We start from the raw sequence: 24,174 nt of genomic DNA, 5'->3' as shown, positions 1-24,174 counted from the left end.
CTCCTCACCATCAACATGATTAAAATAAGTGGGATATCGGTCAATATTCCAATAGCAATACTTTTGTTACAGCACATAATTGTTAACGAAAACTTGCCGTTGTTAACATTTTATTTATTAATTGTTTTTTTATTGAAAAATAAAGGATTGTTAATGCCAACTATAGCTTCAACCCTACCATCTTCCTGGTTACCTTTTGCCTCTGAACCTTTACCCGATAATAAAAGCAACATTGAGAACACGACGAGTGATAAAGTCGATTTGGGTGAGCCCATCCTGCAAAGTAAAAAAATATCAGCAAATACATCACAATACGAAGAACCGGCCGCTGCAACTGAAAGTAGCGCCAATATAAGTTCTGACCAATCAGACAATACTGTTGATATTTTGTTGATGAAGCCAAGCCGGTCGATAAATATCACTTTACCCGCTTCAGAAACTGCATTTTTTTATCAACTAGCTTATCGTGAACAGAATAAACTTTTACAACTCTTTCTGGCTAAAGAAAGTGATAACGTAAATCAGAATAGTAAAAACCGCCCGCCGCCTAATTTGGTTAATGAACTCATTGATTATCTGGCAAAATATAAAAACGACGAAACAAAAATAGCAATCCTTGTTAAGCAATTATTAATTCCATTAAATGAATATGGCGCTGGTGAGGGAGAGAAAATTCCGCCAAAACGCCAACAAGCTATTATTGCGGATTGGCTACAATTGGCGATATTAGGTATGCCCTCCGATCAATGGCTATCGAAGCAAATCGCTGATAATAAAGCAAACCCTATTTCATTATTGAATTATGCAGATCTAAAAAAATATCAATTCGACCAATTAAACCGTAAAACCGAATTTGGCTACCTCTCTGCCGAAGCCAAAAATTATTATCAACAACATGTTCTGAAACGAGTGATGCCAACATTAATGTTGCAATTTAACACCCCACTTGAGCATGAAAAACTACAAAAAATGACTTTAGATCAAGCGCAATGGGGTTATTTGCATGCCGGTGCGATGTTATTGATAGAAAATGGTGCTGAAATTGATAAAATGTCGCTGGATGATATTATTACAACTGGCATGTTACTAGACAGTCTTTTGCAGGCAGGAAAAACAACAGCTGCATATTCTTATTATTTTAATTTACCCGCTACCATCCATAACCAATTAGATCCTGAAAATAAACAAGATATCGCGCAACTATCTGAACAAGATAGACAAACTCTTTATCAGCAATATTTTCATTACTTACATCAATTCAGTCAGAATAATCCTTTTATTCAACTCAGTCAGTTATTACAAGATTGGCAAAGCCGGCCAGCGCTTGCCCGTCAACAATTAAAACAACATGATATTGCCGAAGATTGCTTAAATAATTACTTATATAAAAATAGAGAGGTTGAATATCCCAATAATCAAGGAGAGATAACCTTATTACCCAATATCGATGAGATTTTTACCCAGCAAAATCAACATATCGCTGATATTTTTATGCAAACCGACTATGTTCTTTTACCTCAAGCGTTTAATTCACTGAGTACAGCAGAACAACAATTTCTGCAACAAGCAGAAATAAATCAAATCAAAGTTGAATATAACGCCCGAGATAGTGGCATTCATTCTTTGCCACCCGGCGTAGCCGGGTTAGTTGCTAACAATGGCCTCATTATTCCTGTGCCTGAGGCAATTGATATGCTCAGTTTTTCGTTTAACGGAGAAGAGCGTCTTTATGCCTTGCAGAAAGATCAAAAAATGGCTAACTATAAATTAACACGTGTTGACCGCAATCGAGAGCTAATCTTTAATTTAATAAAAGATCATAAAAATACCCGCCATAACAAAAATTTTGCCTTGAAGATCCACTCCCCCACCTTACTAAAAAAAGCAGCTGAACAGCCGAAAATAGCGTTAGAAAAATTGGCGGCATTACATGCTAACAAGCTGTTTAAAAAACTCCATGATGAAGGTTATCAAAAAACCACCCACCAAAAAGTCGATGCTTTTTTCTTAAGTCTTATTCCATTTTATACTTGTATTACTGAGGCGCAAAAAGGCAAAGTCAGAGAAGCTATCGTCGCTGGAGTTTTTGATATCTTAAGTTTTTTACCCTTTTTGGCAAAAGGACTGCAAATCGGTGGTCGATTTAGTATTGCGATGGGGGAAGCAGCCACTGAGGGGCTTTCAATCGCAGCAAAACAGGCAACAATTGCTCAGGCTATAAAGCATGGTGGCAAGCAGTTTGTGAGTGCCGGCATACCCCATATCGCAAAAAGTGTACCAGCAGACACTTACATTGGATTAGGAACTAGCTTTATTCGTAGCGCAGACCCAGGGGTTGAATTGCTGACATTGGGTGGCCTAAAAGGTATCAATAGCTTAAAAGAGGCGGCCATCAATTTAAGCCAAAAAAATCCTGGCTTAACTCCCCTGGTCGAAGCGCTAGAAAAGCAAGCAAAAAATTTTCCGCAAACTCTGCCGCTTAAGCCAGAAAAAATTGAAACCGCCTACCGGCCTGAGCTAAAAAAAACTGTTCAAGTCGTGAATATCGGTAAACAACAGGGTAAAGATATCTTTGTACAGCTAAATCCAACAACCGGCATGCCCTATGGCCGAAAATATCATCGTGATGTCGCTGGTAATCTAACATTAGCGCCTATGCGGCTGCAAGAACGCCTTTATCATCTAAAAACTCAAGGTTTAGGCGGCAAAGGCTCTAAAATGGCGGCGCAAAAGTGGCGAACGAAACAAGCTACTCAAAACTGGAAGACTGAAGAGCAAGTTGAAATAGAAATAGAAAGAAACAAGTCATTGGCAGCAGTAAAATGGTTTTTAAAAAACACAAGTGCTTCCATTAACTTACCAAAAGCAAATTTAAGCTATTTCGATCTGACTGTTTATTTAGTCGATAACAGAAAAAATTTCTCTCACGGCAATCTTTATGGGACTAATTTCCACAATACTATTTTAACTAACGTTAACCTAACTGAAGCTAATCTAACTAAAGTTAAGATGAATGGCGCTAATTTAACTAAGGCTAACCTGAACCAAGCCCGGATGGAAGACGCAGATTTGACTAGCGCTAACTTTACTCAAGCTAAGATGAACTCAGTTGATCTTACTGACGCTAATTTAAACAATTCTATCCTGGAAGAAGCGCAGATGACAGGAGCGAATTTGACCAAGGCTAACCTATCTTCAGCTACAATGAACTCAGTAAATCTTACCGTAGCTAATCTAACTAATGCTAATCTGACGCGATCTATGCTGAATGAAGCCAAAATGACAGGAGCCAAGTTAACTAACGTTGACTTTACTGAAGCTGAAATGAACTCTGTTAATCTCACTGAAGCTAATCTAACCAATGCTACCCTGAATAAAACCACGATGATAGCCGCTAACTTAACGAAAGCTAATCTGGCTAACGCCAAATTAGTAAATGCAAACTTGACTAGCGCCAATCTGACTAACGCCTCGCTAGTAAAAGCAAACTTGACTAATAGCAACCTCATGAAAGCTAATTTGGACCAAGCCAAAATGATAAAAGCTAATTTGTTAACAATTAACTTTACTCAAGCTGAGATGAAGATGGTTGATCTTACTGAAGCTACTTTAGCTAGATGCAAAATGACAGAAGCTAACTTAACTCAGGCTAACTTGACTAATACAACGGTCATTGAAACACTCTTTACCAAAGCTAATCTAAGCCAAGCTATTATGATAAATGTGGATTTAACTAATGCTAATTTGAACAAAGCTAAGATGATACAAGCTGATTTAGCTAATGCTAAACTACTCTTAGCCAATATGAATGCCGCTGATCTAACTGAAGCTAACATGACAGGGGCTAATTTGTTTATAGCAAACCTGACTAATGCTAATCTTAGCAAAGCTAATTTGGCTGGAGCGGATTTGACCGAGACTAATTTAGTTGGCGTTAACCTAGCTGGTGCCAACTTAACCGGTGCGACCCTAAATAAAGTTAACTTGAACAATATTGATCTGCATGATGTTATTTTGCGTGAACTCGATATTAATCAGACTAACTTTGCCGGCGCAATACTAAATGATAGTTTAACCCTCGCTCTTCCTGTTCGTTGGGATGCAACAGATCTTGATATTAAACTTAATCATTTCAATAACCAAGGTAGTTTATTAACCAGTATTGACAGTATCGATGACCACTATAGTGAACTAAAGACTAAACTGGCTTTGCAATTAATTCATTCTCTTGACCAACCTAACATTAATCTCTCCAGCGTCGCATTGCCGCTATTAGATACCTTCAGTAAGGCGCCTTTTAATAAAAATCAACAGATTAATCAGTTTGTTGATAAATTGATAACAAGTTATCTAGCAGATTATGCATTGCATTTACTCAGTAAGCTGGATGCTCATCCGACCATTATCAATAACTTTCTCCACTATTTCGACCGACACCCCTATCTGATGATCTCCGACAAATTGAATAGTGGCTTTATTCAAACCATACTGGCAGCCAGAACACAGGATATTAATACCAACAATGTGGGTATGGCTCATAGTTTATATGAAAAATACCTAGCGTTACCTGAAATACAGCAACAGTTACAATATGATGAAATTAAAGGTATTTTTGGTGATTATGCAGGTAATGCCGATTGGTCAGATAAAGATGCGCAAAATTATCTGCTATTATCCCCCACAAAACCAGATAGAGTGTTTGTGGTGGCTGAAAATGACCTCAGCCAGATGTTACATTCCAACCCGAACACAAAATGGAATAATATTTTCCTTTTCCAAGATGGTCGCTGCTTAAGTCCAACTGAATATAATCTTAGCCAATGCTATCAGCAAGAATTCCCTTTATTTTCCCATCCATTTACCTATAGCTTACATTCAACAAACGTTAATAAATTAATTGAAATACTGGATTTGGGAAACCGACTAAAACCACTCTTTCTTGATGCCCTAAATTCCCACAACTATACCTCAAAGCTGATAGATAACGCTGCTCAACAAGAATTAAGTAAGATTTTTTCTCCAGTGCTTGATTTTAAAAAAGGTTATAGCCTGCAACAACAGCATTACCAGAAAATTATCAATTTATTTGATCTGGCATTAAGTACCAATCGAACTAAAGCAGAGCATCTATTCGCTTTATCAACGGTTTTTACCCGCTATTCCTCCAGTGCCATTTTTGGTACTGCGCGGAATTCTCCATTAATGCTGCGCTATTATGCTTATGCCTTAATGGAAAAAGCCCATCAATTAGATCCAACACTGCTGGGTCACCATATATTCAAAGATTGGAAAAATCGATTACTAGGAACAGAAAATACCTTCACTTGTAGCGCACTTTTATATGATAGTATGACTACTTATGCAAAACAACAGTGTAATGAAACCTTGTGTAAAATTATCCCTCCAGCCTGGCGGTAAAGTTTTTGCCGGTAAGTGTTTCAATAATAATTGAATAAAAAAAACAACCCCTTGACAAGGGGTTGCTGATGATTGAAATAATCGATATAGGATGATTATGCGCAATAACTATTTTATTGCATGCTGTTCATTAGATACTGACTAGCACTAAGTGATGCTTTCGCCCCTTCTCCCGCCGCAATAATAATCTGTTTATAAGGAACAGTTGTACAATCGCCGGCAGCAAAGATGCCTTTTATATTGGTCTCACCTTTGTCATCAACCTGAATTTCACCGATTGCATTACGTGTTATTACACCATCTAACCATTGGGTATTAGGTAATAAGCCAATTTGGACAAAAGTTCCAGCCACCGCTAAATCATGTAGCGAGCCATCCAATCGATTTTTATACTGTAAGCCAGTCATTTTTACACCATCCCCTTTTACTGCTAAGGTTTCAGCTTGTAAAATGATATCGACATTGCTTAAACTCGCTAATTTCTGCTGCAATACCGCGTCTGCCCTCATTTCTGCGGCAAATTCTAATAAAGTCACATGCTCAACAACGCCAGCAAGATCAATCGCGGCTTCAACGCCAGAATTACCGCCACCAATCACAGCGACTCGTTTGCCCTTAAATAACGGCCCATCACAATGGGGGCAATAAGTTACCCCTTTGGTACGATATTCTTTTTCGCCTGGCACATTCATATCGCGCCACTTAGCTCCTGTTGCAATAATAATACTGCGAGAACTTAAAGTAGCGCCCGATACGGTTTCGATCTTATGCAACTGACCAGCAACATTAGCAGGAATGAGTTTTGCCACCATTTGTGAATCAATAATATCAATATCATAATCATTGACATGGCTACGTAGTGCAGCAGCTAATTTTGGCCCTTCGGTTCTCGATACAGAAATATAATTTTCAATATCGATTGTATCTAACACTTGCCCACCAAAACGCTCGCCAATAATACCGGTACGTATGCCTTTGCGAGCGGCGTAAATGGCGGCTGAAGCACCAGCCGGGCCGCTACCAACAATCAAAACATCATAAGCCGATTGTTGATTCAGTTTTTGGACGGCATTTTTTTCAGCATTAACATCAATTTTAGTGACAATGTCACTTAAAGTCATTCGCCCTTGCCCAAACTCTTTACCATTTAGAAAAACGGCAGGCACTGCCATAATATTTCGTTGCTGTACTTCCGACTGAAAAATAGCACCATCGATAGCAGTATGTGTAATATTAGGATTTAAAACTGCCATTAAATTTAAAGCTTGGATAACATCCGGGCAATTATGACATGACAATGAATAATAGGTTTCAAAGTGAAACTGTCCTGTTAATTGACGGATTTGATCTAATACTTCTACCGCTTCTTTTGCTGGATGACCGCCAACTTGCAATAATGCTAAAACTAATGAGGTAAATTCATGGCCTAACGGCAAACCGGCAAACCTTAATCCGCTATCTTTAGCCGGATTAGTAATTAAAAATGACGGTTTACGTACCGCTAAATTATTGTCTGTAATAAAAGTTATTTTATCTGACAGTGTGCTAATATCCTGTAATAATGCGTTTATCTCGGCAGACTTTTCACTTTCATCTAATGTTGCAATCAACTCAACTGGTTGGATTAATTTTTCTAAATAGATTTTAAGTTGAGATTTCATATTACTATCAAGCATTGCTTTATCCCCGAAAAAAACGGGTGCTAATGCACCCGAATACAGTAAAATTACTCACAAAGTTTTTAATTAGATTTTTCCTACCAAATCAAGTGAAGGCGATAATGTAGCTTCTCCTTCTTTCCATTTGGCGGGACAGACTTCCCCTGGATGGCTTGCGACATATTGCGCAGCTTTGATTTTACGTAATAGATCGGATGCATCACGTCCGATACCTTCAGCAGTAATTTCTACTGCTTGAATAATACCTTTCGGATCAACAATAAACGTACCACGATCCGCTAATCCTAATTCTTTCTGTTCATCATTTTCTTGATACTTACGCATCACTTCAAAATTACGCGTTAATGTCCAACTTGGATCACCAATCATGGTATATTTAATTTTACCAATCGTATCTGAGTGACTATGCCACTCTTTATGAGTAAAATGGGTATCCGTTGAAACAGAATAAATTTCGACGCCTAATTTCTGGAACTCTTCATAATGATCAGCTAAGTCACCTAATTCAGTTGGGCAAACAAAGGTAAAATCAGCAGGATAAAAGAAAAAAATGCTCCATTTACCTTTTATATCTTTTTCAGATATCTCAATAAATTTTCCATCTTTAAAGGCGGTATTTTGAAAAGGCTTAATTTCAGTATTAACCAAAGACATTTTACTGCTCCCTTCTATTTGATATGTACTTAATGTATAAACATAAAGATATTACGTCTAATTCCTTTCTACTATTAATTCAATAGGTATTACCTATTGTAAGAAAATATAAGATACAAAAAACCGATGAATGAGTCGATTTTCACTTAAAAATGATGTGTCTGATTAATTTTAAGGATATCAATTAGAAAATAATCAGTATCACCGTACCAATTGCTAATTACTGGCAAGATCATTTGGCGTTTTGTGTGCAGTTACAACAATATTGTATGTACATAAAAATGACTGCTTTGGCACTCGATAAAAACTTTGAGTCTGACTAACAGGCTGAATAAGAATATCGCCTGCACGTAATAATTGTTTTTTCCCCCAACTATTAATAAAGGTAAACGCCGATTCGGTTTCTGGTACAATAAAATAATTCATCATTTTACCAGTAGGAATAAAACGTAAATAATTGGGCTTACCTAATACGGTAACAGGATCATGATAATATTGGTGAAATTTTGCTTCTTTAACCAGATATTGCTCATTACCTGTGGCTGGACAAATATTTTCCACCACCCAATCACCCTCTTGAGCTGGCGGTGATATACCCTCAGTTCCAACGCCTTTAATAATGGTCTTAATAATTTCACCCGGCGTTGCTAGCCGCGCATAGACCGACTTGCTTTTTTGAGCAATACCAGTTAAGCCTTCTTGTTGTGCTTGCTTAAAATATGCCACAATATCTTTTGTCGGATACTGTTCTAACGAAGCTTGTTCATCATAAGCGAAAACTTGTAAAGGTAATAATATAACAAGTAATTTTAGGTAATTAGACTGTTTATTCATGTAATTTAATAATACATATTTAATCATAAAATAGCTCTCAGTAAGATGAAAACGATACTAAAAAACAATATCAAAAGTGCTCATTAACTAATACTAGTTTACCAATTAAATCACCTGACTCCATAAAACGATGCGCTTTTGCTGCTTGTTCTAATGGATACGTTTTAGCAATAATAGGGTTGATTTTACCTGTATTAATCAATGGCCAAACTTTATTTTCTAACGCGTTTGCAATGGCTATTTTTTCCACTAACGTCCTTGCTCGCATTGTTGAACCCGTATGAACTAATTGTTTAACCATTAATGGCATCAAATTTACCTGCTGAGGTGCCCCACGCATCATACCAACTTGAATGATACGGCCATATTTAGCGGCAATTTGATAATTTTTATTCACATAATCGCCACCAATCAGATCAACCACCATATTGACCCCTTTATTTTGGGTATATTGAGCTATTTTTTCAGCAAAATCGTCTGTTACATAGTTAATAACTTTATCAGCGCCTAAAGAAGAAGCCACCTTCATTTTTTCCACTGAACCAACGGTTGTAAATACTTTAGCACCAAAAATTTTCGCTAACATAATAGCGACACTACCAATACCAGAGGTACCACCATGGATGAGAACAGTTTCATTTTTTTTAAGTTGACCAATTTGAAAAACATTAGCCCAAACAGTAAAAAAGTTTTCTGGCAGTGCCGCCGCTTCGATATAACTGAGATCACCAATAGGTAAAGCGATAGCTTCATGCACCAAACAGTATTCAGCATATCCTCCTCCGGCAACTAAAGCACAAACTTTATCGCCTTTTTTCCAACGCTGACAACCTTCTCCGACACTAACAACTTGACCAGAAATTTCTAATCCTGGTATTGGAGATGCATCTGCTGGAGGTGGATAAACCCCCATACGCTGAAAAACATCTGGACGATTTACACCCGCAGCGGCAACCTTAACAAGTAAATGAGATTTTGGTGGTTTTATTAGTGGTAATTGGGTGGGTTTAAGTTTTTCTGGGCCGCCTGGCCCCACAATTTCGATGGCAAGCATCGTTTTTGGTAAAGTATCTATATGATGGTGCGGCATTCAATAGTAACTCCGTTGCTGAGCCAGTCAACTGATTATTGTACTTGAGAGCCGTAAAATTTTCCTCTAATAATTTAACCAATATTTAATATTATCTTTTGACTATATATAAAAAATGAAAAGTTTGATCAGAAATGCCACTGAGCAATAAAGTCAAATTTAGTTAATTTATAATTAATACCATCTATTTCGTTAAGAAATCTCGTTCCAAGACTAACTTTATGATTTATTTTATAATTTATATAAAACTCAATTTCCATAGCATCAAAATTTTTCATTCTATTTAATTCTCTACTACTAAAAAACTGATTTAGATTATTAAAATAAAATTTCTTTGTGTTATTTGTTGTAATAAAATTGACCTTCAACTTATCATTTACATTATTTTTTTGTTGTTTTAAACAGGCTTTAGTGACAGTGTCACTTACTGAGTTACATATATTACTTATTGTTAAATTCGATGGCGATTTATATTGATTTTTCATATTGATAAGATAATTTATATAACACTTCATTGACATAGAATTTATTGTTGTTTTTTTGTTAGCCTGTAAAGTTGGTATAAACCTCGTTTTTTGACTAAAAACGTGATTTTCATTACTAAGTGGTGGATAAAAATTGTCAGACCCACGTTGCTGCGCTAAGAATGGACATGATATTGCTTGCGGATAAGAAAAAAATAGCGTTACAGCATAACACTCCTTAATCTGCAATATGATGGTAATAGCAATGCCTAACTGCCAACCTTTCACTATTCACCACCTCTAAACTATTTACTATAAAAAAATAATAAAACACCAATAAAACTATTTCTATAAGTTATTAGTTGGTAAAATTTTAAAAAAACGTCGTTTCTAAATCATATATTGATTAATAAAATCTATCCGAATGAATATGTTTTATAATAAAAAAACTTTATTAAGTAATATTATTAGAAAATAAATTTTACTAAAAACAAATAAATAAAGTTTAAAATTATAAATAACCACATTTTCAAAACTAATTAAAAATTAATATATTATTAGACAAAATTTGATTTTATTTTTACTTTTCTATAAGTTATAACAATTAGCTTAAGTAAAATAAATGACTGTCAAGTGAACTGCTTATATTGATAATAGTAGTTAAATAAAAATACAACTAATTATTAATTCTTTTACTCAAGCGCAGAATATGTGTTAAAATTGACTAAAATCAATATTTCTTATCATAATGAGTCAAGTAATATGATCCCAGAAAAACGCGTTGTTCGCCGAATCCAGTCTGGTGGCTGCGCTATCCATTGCCAGGACTGCAGTATTAGCCAGCTTTGTATTCCATTCACATTGAATGAACATGAACTGGATCAACTCGATAATATTATTGAACGTAAAAAACCAATCCAAAAAGGGCAAACCCTATTTAAAGCGGGTGATGAATTAAAATCACTTTATGCCATCCGGTCAGGTACTATAAAAAGTTATACTATTACCGAGGAAGGTGATGAACAAATTACCGGTTTCCATTTAGCCGGTGATCTTGTTGGTTTTGATGCTATTATCCATAATCAACATCCAAGTTTTGCTCAAGCTCTTGAAACTTCAATGGTTTGTGAAATTCCTTTTGAAACACTCGACGACCTTTCAGGTAAAATGCCTAATTTGCGGCAACAAATAATGAGATTGATGAGTGGTGAAATTAAGGATGATCAAGAGATGATATTACTGCTTTCGAAAAAAAATGCTGAAGAAAGATTAGCTGCTTTTATTTATAATCTGTCTCGTCGTTTTGCTCAACGTGGTTTCTCAGCAAAAGAATTTCGCCTAACGATGACTCGAGGTGATATTGGTAATTATCTCGGTTTAACCGTTGAAACAATTAGTCGTTTATTGGGTCGCTTCCAAAAAAATTATACTCTCAGTGTCAAAGGTAAATATATCACAATTAATGATATGTATAAGCTGACCGAAATTGCGGGTAAAACCTCAGCTTAAACATCTTCATAAATGTAGGCCAGATCACATTAACTTATTATTTTTTTGTGATTTGGCTATATTACTATCTATTATCATAACCCATATTGGTTTATCTTTAGTGATATAAATGTTGTTCAGCCTCTTAGAGGAACCATTATGGCTAATTACCGGAATCTGTTAGTTGCTATCGATCCAAATCAGGATGACCAACCTGCACTCCGACGTGCTGTATATATAGTACAACGCAATGGTGGACGCATTAAGGCTTTCTTGCCGATCTATGATCTCTCTTATGACATGACAACCTTATTATCACCAGAAGAACGCAATGCAATGCGCAAAGGTGTTATTAGTCAGCGAAAAGTATGGATAAAACAACAAGCACACTACTATTTAGAGGCTGGCATTGATATTGAAATCAAAGTGATATGGCATAACAAACCTTATGAAGCAATTATTCAAGAAGTTATTGCCGATAAACATGATTTATTATTAAAAATGGCTCCTCAAAATGATCGCTTTGATGCCATGATATTTACCCCCCTTGATTGGCATTTACTACGTAAATGTCCTTGTCCAGTCTGGATGGTAAAAGACAAAGTATGGCCTAACGATGGTGCTATTGTTGTTGCAGTTAATTTATCTAACGAAGAATCCTATCATGAGAAACTTAATATTAAATTAATCAAGGAAACGAAAAATATTAGTCATAGGATTGTTAAAAGTCCACATATACATCTCGTGAGTGCCTACCCTGTTGCCCCAATAAATATTGCTATTGAATTACCGGATTTTGATCCAAATATCTACAATCAGGCCTTGCGGGGCCAACATCTTATTGCGATGAAAAAATTAAGACAAAAATTTACCATAGATGAAAAATATACTCATGTTGTTGAAGGACCCGTTGAGAAAATAATCCCTGAAATCTGTGACGAATTACATGCAGGTATTGTTGTACTGGGTATTTTAGGTAGAACAGGTATTTCGGCGGCGTTTTTAGGCAATACCGCTGAACAGATCATTGATAAGTTAAGATGTGATTTATTGGCCATTAAACCGGATGGTTTTGTTTGTCCAATAAACCCAGCAAATGGCCCTACCAAATAGAGCCATGAGATTATTAAAAATCTTATAAAGCACGCAAAATAGCTTCTACGCTTACTTTTGCATCACCGAATAGCATTTGGGTATTTTCTTTAAAAAATAATGGATTCTGAACGCCAGCATAACCCGTGTTCATTGATCGTTTAAATACAATCACATTTTGCGCTTTCCAAACTTCCAGGACAGGCATACCCGCTATCGGGCTATTAGGATCATCTTGTGCTGCTGGATTAACAGTATCATTTGCCCCAATCACTAATACTGTGTCTGTACTAGCAAAATCATCATTTATTTCGTCGAGCTCTAAAACGATATCGTAAGGTACTTTGGCTTCAGCTAATAATACATTCATATGACCAGGCAAACGTCCTGCAACAGGATGGATTGCAAAACGAACATTAATCCCTTTTTCACGTAATTTTAGTGTAATATCGTGGATGGGGTACTGAGCCTGTGCCACCGCCATTCCATAGCCAGGAGTAATAATTACCGAATGGGAATTTTTTAATAATTCAGCCACCTCATCCGCTGTGGTTTCACGATAATTTCCTTGACTATGTTCATCATCCACTAATATTCCATCAGTACCAAACCCGCCAGCAATGACACTAATAAAAGAGCGATTCATGGCTTTACACATAATGTAAGATAAAATCGCACCTGAAGAACCCACTAGCGCCCCAGTAACAATTAGCAAGTCATTACTCAACATAAAACCTGCAGCAGCGGCGGCCCATCCTGAATAAGAGTTCAGCATTGATACCACAACTGGCATATCTGCACCACCAATTGAAGAGACTAAATGCCAGCCAAATGCTAAGGCAATGATGGTCATCATTAATAAGACAAATACTTGCAAGCCAATAGCTGTCGTTTTGACAAAAATAACTAGCAAAATAAATGAAATTAATAACGCCAATAAATTAAGTTTATGGCGATTAGGAAGCATTAAGGGTTTAGATGCTATTTTGCCGCATAATTTACCATAAGCAACAATTGAGCCAGTAAATGTTACTGCCCCAATAAAAATACCTAGGAAAATTTCTGTCAGATGAATATTCTCCATTATATTTTCTGAAAATACTTCATGAGCAATAAAGCTATTAAAACCGACTAAAACAGCAGCCAAACCGACGAAACTATGCAAAATAGCAACCAGTTCTGGCATCTCAGTCATGGCGACTTTATTTGCTAAACGCACCCCAATAACACCACCAATAACCATTGCAATAATAATCCAGCCAATATTATGCGCATCGGGACCTAAGATAGTTGCAATTAAAGCAATTGCCATTCCGGTAATACCCAATATATTACCGCGTTTAGAACTTTCGTGACGAGACAAACCAGCTAGGCTGAAAATAAATAAGATAGCCGCCACAATATATGCTGCTGTTACCATTCCACTCGACATAATTTAAACCCCTTACCCTTTACGGAACATTTTCAGCATACGTTGCGTGACTGTAAATCCACCAAAAATATTGATACTGGCAATTAGTACTGCAACAAATGAGAAGAAAGTAACCCAACCACCGCTGCCAATTTGCAATAATGCACCTACCACGATAATACCAGAAATCGCATTGGTTACTGACATAAGTGGCGTATGCAGTGAATGGCTAACATTCCATACAACGTAGTAGCCAACAACACATGCCAGCGCAAATACGGTAAAATGAGAAAGAAAATCTTTAGGTGCTACACTCGCAAAACCACTAAAAAGTATAATTGCCAACATTAGAGAAATATATTTTAACCAGGGGGAGATTTTTTTCGTTGCCGGTTTTTCTTCATATTTTATCAGTTGATTTTTTGTTTGCGGTTGTTGGGATACGTGAATCGGTGGAGACGGCCAGGTAATTTCTCCTTCTTTAATAACAGTGACCGCACGCACAACAATATCATCAAAATCAATGGCTAGTTGACCATTTTTTTCTTTACAAAGCAGCTTGATTAAATTAACGATATTAGTTGCATAAAGTTGTGAAGATTGTGTCGGTAAACGACTGGGTAAATCAGTATAGCCAATAATTTTAACCTCATGATCAGTAACGATCAGTTTATCTGCTTGGGTTAACTCGCAATTTCCGCCCGACTGCGCGGCTAAATCAACGATTACACTACCAGGCTTCATCGAGTCAACCATCTCTTTGGTAATCAATTTTGGCGCAGGTTTTCCTGGTATCAATGCGGTGGTGATAATAATATCCACTTCTTTTGCTTGTTTAGCGAATAAAGCCATTTCAGCTTGAATAAAAGCCTCGGACATCTCTTTAGCATAACCATCACTGCGTGCCGAATCCTGCTTAAAATCCAATTCGAGATACTCAGCCCCCATGCTTTGTACTTGTTCTTTTACTTCTGGTCTGGTATCAAATGCTCGCACAATAGCCCCAAGACTACCTGCTGCACCTATTGCTGCTAAACCGGCAACACCTGCACCAATAACCATTATTTTAGCTGGCGGCACTTTGCCAGCAGCAGTAATTTGCCCCGTAAAAAAACGCCCAAATTGATAGGCTGCTTCTACCACTGCACGATAACCAGCAACGTTAGCCATAGAACTTAGTGCATCAAGTGACTGAGCCCTGGAAATACGTGGCACTGCATCCATTGCTAATACGGTAATTTTACGCTCTGCTAATTTTTGCATCAAATCTGGCTGTTGTGCCGGCCAAATGAAGCTAACTAATATTGCCCCCTCTTTGATAAGCGCGATTTCGGTTTCTAGCGGAGCATTAACTTTAAAAATAATATCTGCATTCCACACAGATTGTTGCTCGACAATTTCAGCGCCAGCTTGCTCAAAAGCAGCATCTTCGAAACTAGCAAGATGGCCCGCTTCTCGTTCAACGACGACAGAAAAACCTAGTTTAATTAGCTGCTTTATTGTTAATGGTGTTGCTGCAATACGTGCTTCATTGGTAATTCTTTCTTTCGGTACACCAATACGCATAATGATCCCTTCTAGTTCAAAGTTGCTTGATGTTTCTTCCCTGCTTACATAACTAATTATATTATATATATCTGTTATATTGAGTGAAAAAACATTATTGAAACCTACTGAAAATAGTAATCATGAGCCATAATTTATCGGATTTCCACGACATTAAATTAAATTTTTTTAGCAAAAAATGATATTAGTCAAATAGCTCACGACTTGATATTAATTTATAAAAATAATTGGCAAAAGTAGTGAGTATTCAACTAAATTAATAGTTTCACAAGAAAACAATGGGACAATTGCTGTTATTACATGTAATAATTATTATCTGTATGATACGACTATTAATTCAGCATTTTGATAGTAAATTGTGTAATGCGGAAGGATTTTGTATGAAGCTTAAAATAACGGCCATCACAACTGCGGTACTTTCACTAAGCAGTATAATAAGTGTGCAAGCCGCTGTAGAATTAACACCGGAACAAGCTCAAGAATTAAAGCCTTACCAAAGGATCGCTGTCACAGGCCGCTTTAATGCCATTTATGAAGCATCCGATGCAGTTTCTCGTCGAGCAGATAAAGAAGGCGCCTATTCTTACTATATTCAAAGCCTAGATGATGTAGGCGATAGTGGTAATTTACGGGTAGTTGCCGATTTGTATCGTAAAGATGCGGCAAAAGTAACTCATCCCCCCTATCGCATCTTTGCTGGCATCAAAGAATTGCCTAAAACAGAAGCTGTAAGATTATTACCATTTGATACTGTGACTGTCAGTGGCTTGTATAGCTCTGAAGCCGCACTTAATGAGGCGCTCGCTAAAAAAGCTAAGAAAAAAGGTGCTGCTTATTTTTATGTCGTCCGTAATGTTGCTTTAAATGATGGTGGTAACACACTTGCTACTGCTTATATATATGCAGCAAATGCGCCACAACGGATAGTGCAAAATGATAATGCCGTAGTACCCGCAGATACAGAAACGGGTAAAGCCTTATTAGCTAAAGGAGGTGAAGCAGCCAAAAAAGTGATCATACCTGGGGTGGCTTCGTCTTCGGCGCCAAAGGAAAGCGTAGGCCGCTTTTTTGAAACGTCAATGTCAGGTTCGGGTAAAACCAACGTAACACTACCTAGTGGATATCAAATTGAAGAAGTTAATAAAGCAGCAGCTGCGCAGATGGTTCCTTTCGATTCAATTACTTTCTCCGGTTTCTATACTTCCACTCCAGAGATAAGATATCAAATTGCTAAACGTGCGGAGAAAAAAGGCGCAAAATATTTTCATATTACGCGTGAATGGCAAGCTAATGGTGGTAGTGTTACAATTAGTGCAGATCTTTATAAGTAACAAAAAAATTAGAATATTATCTTATAGTTAAAACAATAAGTATTTTAACGGACAAAATTGTCCGTTTTTCTTTTGAGTGATAGATAAAATAATAAATAACAATTTTTTAATAAAAAACAAAACGAATATTTTTTTCTTTTTTATGCATATTTAACGATTGCATATCATGTTCCATAGCCGTAAAATTCTGCTAAATTTTCTCTTTCTATCTAATTCAAGTCAGTTTGGTTTTTTACTATAGAAACAAATTGTTATTAACAGCATAAACCAAATTATGGCAAATAGATTTTAGGATATTTTCTTTGAACAATAAAAAATTAAATCTGACGGCTTTAACCGCATTAGTCTTAAGCTCAATGGTTGGAGCGGGTGTTTTTAGTCTGCCGCAAAATATGGCTGAAGTCGCTAGCCCCTTAGCACTTATAATAGGTTGGAGTATCACAGGTATCGGCATTTTATTTCTTGCTATATCTTTGCTGTTACTTTCACGCATTAGACCAGATCTAGATGGAGGAATTTACACTTACGCTAAAGAGGGTTTTGGCGAGCTTGTTGGTTTCTGTTCCGCCTGGGGCTATTGGCTATGTGCTGTTATCGCTAATGTTTCTTATTTGGTCATCGTCTTTGCTGCCCTGAGTTTTTTTACTGATCACTCAGATAATATTATTTTTGGTGATGGGAATACTTGGCAATCCTTGATTGGTGAATCTATCTTACTATGGATCATTCACTGGTTAGTATTAAGAGGTACACAGACTGCCGCCGGTATCAATAAATTAGCAACTTTCGCTAAATTGATTCCTCTTAGCCTGTTTATCATTCTTGCTATTTTTGCGTTTAAGATAGATATCTTTCAATTCGATTTTAGCGGCGTTGAAATGGGTATACCAATTTGGCAACAAGTCAAAAATACTATGTTAATTACGCTATGGGTATTTATGGTTCTGTCGCATTAATGTTGGAAGTTTAATTTGTGGTAGTTAGAAGAATTGTTAGGCGACTAAAGTGTAAAAAGCATCGACTGGACAGAGAATTAGGCCATTGATAGGAATTTGTTGTTTATGGAGCATATGCAATATTTCTATTCCTTCCAGTAAAACTTTTGCCGTTCGGTACGTCTTAAAACCAAGCATCGCTCGATAGCGTTTTTTAATGAAACGGTGATCTTGCTCTACCATGTTATTTTTATAACGGCACTGTCTTATTTTTATCCCCAGCTCACGTTGATTAAGTGACATTAATGCAGCCCGATTAGCACCACTTTTATCAATATTCACTTCCATAGGATAGGTATTTTGATGGATAGCTTTCTTTAAAAAGCGTAATGCAGATTTTTTATTTCGCTTTTGACTAAGAATAAAATCTATCGTTTCACCACTAGCCTCTACGGCGCGATAAAGATAATGCCATTTCCCTTTTATCCTGATATAGGTTTCATCCAGATACCAGGTGCCACCATAGATTTTTCGTTTCTTTCTGGCAACACTTGCTAGTTTTGGCGTCAGTCGTAAAATCCAGCGGTGAATGGTGGAGTGATCAACAAAAATACCTCTTTCCTGCATCATCTCCTCAAGGTTACGCAAGCTTAAGGAATACGCCAGGTACCAACGTAGACAAACTAAAATGACATCGACGGGATAGTGGAGACGTTTAAAGCTTTGTTTAACAATATTCATAAGAGTCAATTATATCTGCTTGTAGTACAAGGTTTACAAATCGATCTTATCAAACAGACTCTTTTAATGCGACAGAACCGTATTTATTGGTATTGAAGGGGCGGTGGTTGTTTCAGCGCGTGCTCAAAGACGTAAAGATGTTGGTTTGGCAACGTTACTTGCTGTAATTTCTGCCTTAAGTATTTATATATTAGTTACCTTGCTCTCCTTAGGCATAGTTCCTAGAGCTGAACTTGCTGAAATGAAAAATCCCTCGATGGCATCACTTATGATCAATATGATGGGAAATTATGGCGAGATTATCATTGCAGCCGGTTTAATTCTTTCTGTTTGCGGCGCTTATTTGAGCTGGACAATTATGGCGACAGAAATTCCTTATATCGCTTCGCTACATGGCTCATTTCCTAAAATATTTAAATATCAAAATAAAAATAATGCCCCCTCTTCATCTCTTTGGCTTACAAATGGCGCTGTACAATTATCATTAATATTAATTTGGTTAAGTGGTAGCAACTACAATATGTTATTAACGATAGCCTCAGAAATGATTTTAGTGCCTTATTTTCTAGTGGGTGCTTTCCTAATCAAAATCTCTTTTGAGCGCAATAACAAAGGATTACTTATTATCGGTACAATAACCAGTTTATATGGTTTATGGTTACTTTATGCTTCAGGAACCATCAACCTACTTTTATCTGTTATTCTTTATATGCCTGGTTTATTTATCTTTCTATATGCTCAAAACCAAAACAATAATAAAAAATCACTTAGCCGCTTAGAAAAAAGTGCAATAGTAATAATTATTTTCTCTTCTATTCCTGCATTTTGGTATTTACTTCATATTTAATTAAAGAGATTTAATGCTAATCAACATAATCATCAAGTTGCAATTATGTTGATTATTTCCACTTAAATAATAAATTTTTAACTTAAAAAATCTATCTCGCTGGTTATTGAAATGGATTTTAGTTTTATCAATAAAAGTATGTTGTAACTAAAATGCAGTTTCCCTTATGTTTTGGAATAGATGGAATTCATTTGGAAAACGGAAAAACTGTTTTCATACAGAGTTGGATCAGTTGCCTTTATCGATCAATACTTGTCAGAATAAAAAACCTGAAACTCTTTTGGCCTCTATTCTTTAATAGTAATTATCAGATATTTAGTCTTGAAACGTCTAAAATTTTTATGTTTACATTTCTTAGCATCTAAATGTATGAGTAGTTTAAAAAGAACTAAGATCCATGACAATCTTACCGAATCGTTCATTTTCCTGAAGTGTCTTTAGTGCTGTTTTGTAGTCTTCCACATTAAACACACTCTCAACTACCGGCTTAATTTCACCAGTGGTTACTTTATCAATAATTTGGTTTAGTATTGCCGATGAACCGTGAGCAACAAATAAGTATGGAACGTGTTTATCTGATACTTTGGCTTGAGCTTCTGAGTCAATATCTAATTGCGGATTACTATTAACAAATACACCATTATTATTAAGCAAATGAATTGCCTGTTCAAACTTAAGTACTTTCGCTAAGTCAAATATAATATCGAAGGAATCATTAAGTTCAAATACACTTTTTTCTCTGTAAGAGTATATTTTATCTGCACCCAACTCTTTTAAAAATGGGACAGCAGATGACCCCCCAATAGCAGTGACTTTTGCTCCCGCATTTTTTGCTATCTGAACCGCATAAGAACCGACTCCTCCATTTGCACCTATAATCAAGACATTATCACCATTTTTTATTTTAGCTAGCTCAACCAGTCCTTTATAAGCAGTTTCACTTCCGATCGGCAAAGACGCTCCATTTGTGAACTTAATAGATTCTGGCAAAATTGATAAATAATCCTCATTTGCCGCAACTAATTCTGCCATTGCTTTTTCATCTTTTGTAAAGTCTATACTGCCGGCTACACGATCACCCTTTTTAAATTTCTTACCGTCCGTTAAAACTACTCCTGAGAATTCCAGACCAAGATAGATATTGCATTCTTTAATATACTCCTTTAGGCTTAGCTGGTCATTATTCCTGATAAAATCTAATTCCCATGCACTTAAAGGCACAGCCATAACCTTAATCAAAACTTCTCCTGCTTTTACGACTGGATCTGGTACTTCTCCAATCATAAATTTCTCCACACCTTTCTTATTAAAATCAATTACAAAACCTTTCATTAAAGAGATCCTCATAATTCATATGTGAACATAACAGAGGGTTATATTTCCCAGAACACAAAGTAACACCAGGAAAAATAGTTGTCAAATGATAACTATTATTTGACACTTATTGCCCTTATAGCCATGCTACATCAAAATGACGCTTATCTTTTTTTATGTTAATGTCATAAGCTATTTTAAGGAGTACCCATGCATCATCTTTACAAACAGTTTATGCTTTTTACCACCTCTTTTTATGAGGTTATAGATGTACTTACACGTGATCTTGAGCTGGACGGAATGACGAGGGTTCAGTTTAATATTTTGCAACAAATTGCTCTTGAACAACCAATTACATTAAGTCAAATTAGCTATTGCCAAAATATGTCATTACCTAATGTAAGTCGTGAAATTAGAAAATTTATCAAAAATGGATGGGTTTACAAATTTAAAGATAATCAAGATAAACGAAAAACATTTTTGATGCTTGATCAGGCTGGAATAAAAATTACCAAAATTATTTTCTCTCAAATGGAAAAACGATTTTTAACCACTATAGATAAGAGATGTGATACTAATCAGATTAATATCTCAAACTCAATTGATAATATATCTGAACTTCTTTTTAAACCAATCATATCCTCGAAAAAATAAATTAAACGGAATTTGTAGGAGGAACTTACAATTGTTTTAATTTATGACTTTCACTCTGAGAATGGTTTGTCGTGTAGTGTTAAATTCTCTGACTATTGAGCTAATGCTTGTGGCCGAATTAATACGCTCTATAACGGCTTGCTGCTGATCTGGATTAAAAATTGGACGATGATTAAAACGTTTTCATATTACTTATACCGTCACGAATCCAGGATGTGTACATTCATGCAGCAGATCGCGTTCAAATTCAGCGACTGCAGCTCACTTTTTCCTCTAGTCTGGTAATAACTATGCTTCTGATGGCCAGAAAATACACGCAAATTTCTAAATCTAAAATCGCAAGTTGCTGAACCGTTTTTCTTATGTCTAGCGCATGGCGTCCAAGACGTTAAAACTTCGTTAGGATAAGTAAGTTTTCTGATCAATATTTTTCATCGTGACATAAATACTTCCCTCGAATATAGTTTTTCTTAGTTGCGATCTTTACACTGAACGAAACCGACCTATTTTGTACATGCTTTCGTACAGAAAATAACAGCGAGAAAATAACAGAGTAGGACAGTAAAGCCTAGACGATTTGTAGGTCGTAAACCCAGTACCCAGTATTATGTAAAAACTCGTGACATGGAGCAAGATTCTTCCTGACGAAAACAATACTTCTCACAAGGTCATAGTACCCAGAGTAACTTTCCGATTAAGAATTGCAGCTGATTTATGGTATGAATATGCATTCAGTTAACAAACTGGCTGGGAAGATATCAATCTGAGAAAAAATTATATCTGAAGTAATAACTTAACTGAGATTAGTAAAATACTGTCCATTACACTCTACCGACATCGTTCTGTACAAAAAATAGTCTTCGCAAAAGATATTTTCACATTTGCAAGTGAACCCGAGATTAATAGCTATCTTTTATATTTTATAAAATAACTATCATTCAATAACTGCAGAAAAATTATTTTATAGTGAGGAAATTAGTTTTTAATTCTATGCATTTAATATTATTTTAAATACCTTATATTACTTTATTTCACTTCTATTAAAGAAAAAATAATTGTTATTTTTTTTGTTAAAAATACCTCTTGTCTTAAATAAAAATAGCAGTATTCTTACAATTTAAAATAGTAATGATATCTGTTGTTCAATTCCAAAAATAAAGGTAAAACTTATGCGTAACTTATTGATGGCAATCTTATTGTCAGTGTTTTCTTTGATTCAATTTTCTGTTCATGCCTGGGATGGAAATATTAAATTTACCGGTGAAATTATTCAGTCCTCTTGTACATTTAAAGCACTTACTAAAGATCAGACAGTATCATTGGGTACGGTGGCAACCAATAGTTTTAAAAAAGTACATGACACTGCCTCACCAACCGCCTTTAATATTGAAATCAACAATTGCCCACATAATAGTCAAGAGGTTTTTGTTATATTCGACGGTGTTAAAGATGAAATAAATAATGAGTTGTTAGCTATCAAAGAAGGTAATGGTTATGCGACAGGCGTTGCAATTGGTATCTATAATAATGATAGTGAACGCCATATCCCAATAAATAATAAAACCAATGTTTATTCTATTACTGATAAGTTAGCGACCTTAAAATTTATTGCAAAATATGTGGCAACGGAAAATATTGTTTTACCTGGAAGAGTAGAAGCTAATGCTCATTTTACATTAGTCTATAATTAAATAGGAAAAAAGTTTTTATTTTTCTGCACTATTTGTTTTTTAATTAAATAAAATTATTAGATACAAATAGGATTACTTTACAATCTAAATATTTTAATTATTTGATTGAGTATAATATAAACAAATTCGTTTAATTTAATAAACAAATAATATTTATAATTAAATTAATGCTCAGTAACTCATTTACTTTAAAAATATAATGTTGCCTTAATTGTTATTTCATTTGCGTCAATTATATTTTTTATAAAAAAATAACATTAATCATTAAATAAAATTTGTTATCTATTAAAAAATACCTATTGTTTTTTCAAAAAAAAACATTAATATTCTCCTGGCTGAAAATAGTGTGTTGCTTTTTTATAAAATTAATTAGTTTTATATAATTTTATAATATAAATCATTTGATTAAATTATGTTTTTATTAAATTAAGGATTAGTAATAATATGCGTAAGTTATTAATGGCATTATCATTGTCAGTGACTGCTTTGTCTCAATTTTCTGCTTATGGCAGTAGTGGCTCTATCATTTTCAATGGACAACTTGTTGGTTCTACCTGCCAAGTCACCGTAAATACTAAAAACCAAACAGTTACTTTAGATACGTTATCAATAAATAATTTTCAAAAGAAAAATGATACATCAATTGGTAAATCTTTCAATATTGCATTATCCCAATGTCAACCAGCAGATAATATCAGTGTTGTTTTCCATGACGCTAAAAATGGTTTTACAGAGGATGGATTGATTGCTAATCAAGCTGGTGACGATTATGCAAAAGGTATCGCAATTGGTATTTATGATAATGATAATAACCTCATAAAAATGAATGAAAAAATAGCTCTAGATAATAACAATGATACTCGCAATCTAGCACTTATCGCAAAATACGTTGCTACAGAAAATCAAGTTGAAGCAGGACAAGTCGCTTCAACGGTTAACTTTACCATAACTTATTAACTAGATAA

Annotated in this window: 17 protein-coding genes and 2 pseudogenes; 9 read left to right on the top strand and 10 right to left on the bottom strand. The window is 35.5% G+C overall.

What is annotated here, in order from left to right:
- Positions 1 to 153: 153 nt before the first annotated feature.
- Positions 154 to 5,418: a pentapeptide repeat-containing protein gene (locus tag QE177_RS06990; protein WP_280552147.1), complete on the top strand. Its 5,265-nt coding sequence runs from the start codon at positions 154 to 156 to the stop codon at positions 5,416 to 5,418.
- Between the two features lie 113 nt (positions 5,419 to 5,531).
- On the opposite strand, the gene ahpF is transcribed toward QE177_RS06990, so the two are convergent.
- The 5 genes from ahpF to QE177_RS06965 all read right to left on the bottom strand — a co-directional run bounded on the left by ahpF (position 5,532) and on the right by QE177_RS06965 (position 10,427).
- The gene (gene ahpF / locus QE177_RS06985) at positions 5,532 to 7,094 is read right to left on the bottom strand and encodes an alkyl hydroperoxide reductase subunit F (RefSeq protein WP_280552146.1); all 1,563 of its coding nucleotides are present in this window, start codon (positions 7,092 to 7,094) and stop codon (positions 5,532 to 5,534) included.
- A gap of 69 nt (positions 7,095 to 7,163) precedes the next feature.
- Positions 7,164 to 7,751 (bottom strand): alkyl hydroperoxide reductase subunit C, encoded by a 588-nt coding sequence (gene ahpC / locus QE177_RS06980; RefSeq protein ID WP_280552145.1) that lies wholly within the window; start codon positions 7,749 to 7,751, stop codon positions 7,164 to 7,166.
- 216 nt (positions 7,752 to 7,967) lie between these two features.
- Positions 7,968 to 8,612, bottom strand: coding sequence for a hypothetical protein (locus tag QE177_RS06975; RefSeq protein WP_280552144.1), 645 nt, complete (start codon positions 8,610 to 8,612; stop codon positions 7,968 to 7,970).
- A gap of 43 nt (positions 8,613 to 8,655) precedes the next feature.
- A complete protein-coding gene (locus QE177_RS06970) occupies positions 8,656 to 9,675 on the bottom strand; it encodes an NAD(P)H-quinone oxidoreductase (protein WP_280552143.1) in 1,020 nt (339 codons plus the stop codon).
- Positions 9,676 to 9,803: 128 nt separating this feature from the next.
- A complete protein-coding gene (locus QE177_RS06965) occupies positions 9,804 to 10,427 on the bottom strand; it encodes a hypothetical protein (RefSeq protein ID WP_280552142.1) in 624 nt (207 codons plus the stop codon).
- A gap of 474 nt (positions 10,428 to 10,901) precedes the next feature.
- Here QE177_RS06965 and QE177_RS06960 point away from each other — a divergent pair, with 474 nt between their 5' ends.
- Entirely contained in the window at positions 10,902 to 11,648 is a 747-nt protein-coding gene (locus tag QE177_RS06960; RefSeq protein ID WP_280552141.1) for an FNR family transcription factor, read from the top strand.
- A gap of 138 nt (positions 11,649 to 11,786) precedes the next feature.
- Positions 11,787 to 12,740, top strand: coding sequence for a universal stress protein UspE (gene uspE / locus QE177_RS06955; RefSeq protein ID WP_280552140.1), 954 nt, complete (start codon positions 11,787 to 11,789; stop codon positions 12,738 to 12,740).
- A gap of 22 nt (positions 12,741 to 12,762) precedes the next feature.
- Here the strand turns inward: uspE and pntB are convergent, their stop codons facing one another.
- Entirely contained in the window at positions 12,763 to 14,151 is a 1,389-nt protein-coding gene (pntB, locus tag QE177_RS06950; RefSeq protein WP_280552139.1) for a Re/Si-specific NAD(P)(+) transhydrogenase subunit beta, read from the bottom strand.
- A 12-nt stretch (positions 14,152 to 14,163) separates the two neighbouring features.
- Positions 14,164 to 15,696 (bottom strand): Re/Si-specific NAD(P)(+) transhydrogenase subunit alpha, encoded by a 1,533-nt coding sequence (gene pntA, locus QE177_RS06945; protein ID WP_280552138.1) that lies wholly within the window; start codon positions 15,694 to 15,696, stop codon positions 14,164 to 14,166.
- 380 nt (positions 15,697 to 16,076) lie between these two features.
- On the opposite strand from pntA, the gene ydgH reads away from it, so the two are divergent.
- Together ydgH and QE177_RS06935 are read left to right on the top strand one after the other, a co-directional pair.
- Positions 16,077 to 17,027 carry a DUF1471 family protein YdgH gene (gene ydgH / locus QE177_RS06940; protein ID WP_280552137.1) on the top strand — a complete coding sequence of 317 codons (951 nt, stop codon included), beginning with the start codon at positions 16,077 to 16,079 and terminating at the stop codon, positions 17,025 to 17,027.
- 356 nt (positions 17,028 to 17,383) lie between these two features.
- Positions 17,384 to 17,965: pseudogene (locus QE177_RS06935) on the top strand (amino acid permease); the annotation flags it as partial.
- Between the two features lie 54 nt (positions 17,966 to 18,019).
- On the opposite strand, the gene QE177_RS06930 reads toward QE177_RS06935, so the two are convergent.
- Positions 18,020 to 18,703 carry an IS6 family transposase gene (locus QE177_RS06930; protein ID WP_280548476.1) on the bottom strand — a complete coding sequence of 228 codons (684 nt, stop codon included), beginning with the start codon at positions 18,701 to 18,703 and terminating at the stop codon, positions 18,020 to 18,022.
- Between the two features lie 79 nt (positions 18,704 to 18,782).
- Here QE177_RS06930 and QE177_RS06925 point away from each other — a divergent pair.
- A pseudogene (locus QE177_RS06925) lies at positions 18,783 to 19,550 on the top strand (amino acid permease); the annotation flags it as partial.
- 378 nt (positions 19,551 to 19,928) lie between these two features.
- Here the strand turns inward: QE177_RS06925 and QE177_RS06920 are convergent.
- Complete coding sequence (locus QE177_RS06920; RefSeq protein WP_280552136.1) at positions 19,929 to 20,882, bottom strand: NADP-dependent oxidoreductase; 954 nt, start codon at positions 20,880 to 20,882, stop codon at positions 19,929 to 19,931.
- Positions 20,883 to 21,074: 192 nt separating this feature from the next.
- Here QE177_RS06920 and QE177_RS06915 point away from each other — a divergent pair, with 192 nt between their 5' ends.
- The gene (locus QE177_RS06915; RefSeq protein WP_026823211.1) at positions 21,075 to 21,518 is read left to right on the top strand and encodes a MarR family transcriptional regulator; all 444 of its coding nucleotides are present in this window, start codon (positions 21,075 to 21,077) and stop codon (positions 21,516 to 21,518) included.
- A gap of 36 nt (positions 21,519 to 21,554) precedes the next feature.
- On the opposite strand, the gene QE177_RS06910 is transcribed toward QE177_RS06915, so the two are convergent.
- Complete coding sequence (locus QE177_RS06910) at positions 21,555 to 21,641, bottom strand: helix-turn-helix domain-containing protein (RefSeq protein WP_280552235.1); 87 nt, start codon at positions 21,639 to 21,641, stop codon at positions 21,555 to 21,557.
- A gap of 1,046 nt (positions 21,642 to 22,687) precedes the next feature.
- On the opposite strand from QE177_RS06910, the gene QE177_RS06905 reads away from it, so the two are divergent.
- A complete protein-coding gene (locus QE177_RS06905; protein ID WP_280552135.1) occupies positions 22,688 to 23,209 on the top strand; it encodes a fimbrial protein in 522 nt (173 codons plus the stop codon).
- 444 nt (positions 23,210 to 23,653) lie between these two features.
- Entirely contained in the window at positions 23,654 to 24,166 is a 513-nt protein-coding gene (locus QE177_RS06900; protein WP_280552134.1) for a fimbrial protein, read from the top strand.
- Positions 24,167 to 24,174: the final 8 nt, after the last annotated feature.

The organism is Arsenophonus sp. aPb, assembly GCF_029873475.1.
GTDB lineage: Bacteria > Pseudomonadota > Gammaproteobacteria > Enterobacterales > Enterobacteriaceae > Arsenophonus.
The sequence above is the reverse complement of the archived record's forward strand: the minus strand, read 5'-3'. Positions and strand labels throughout refer to the sequence as shown.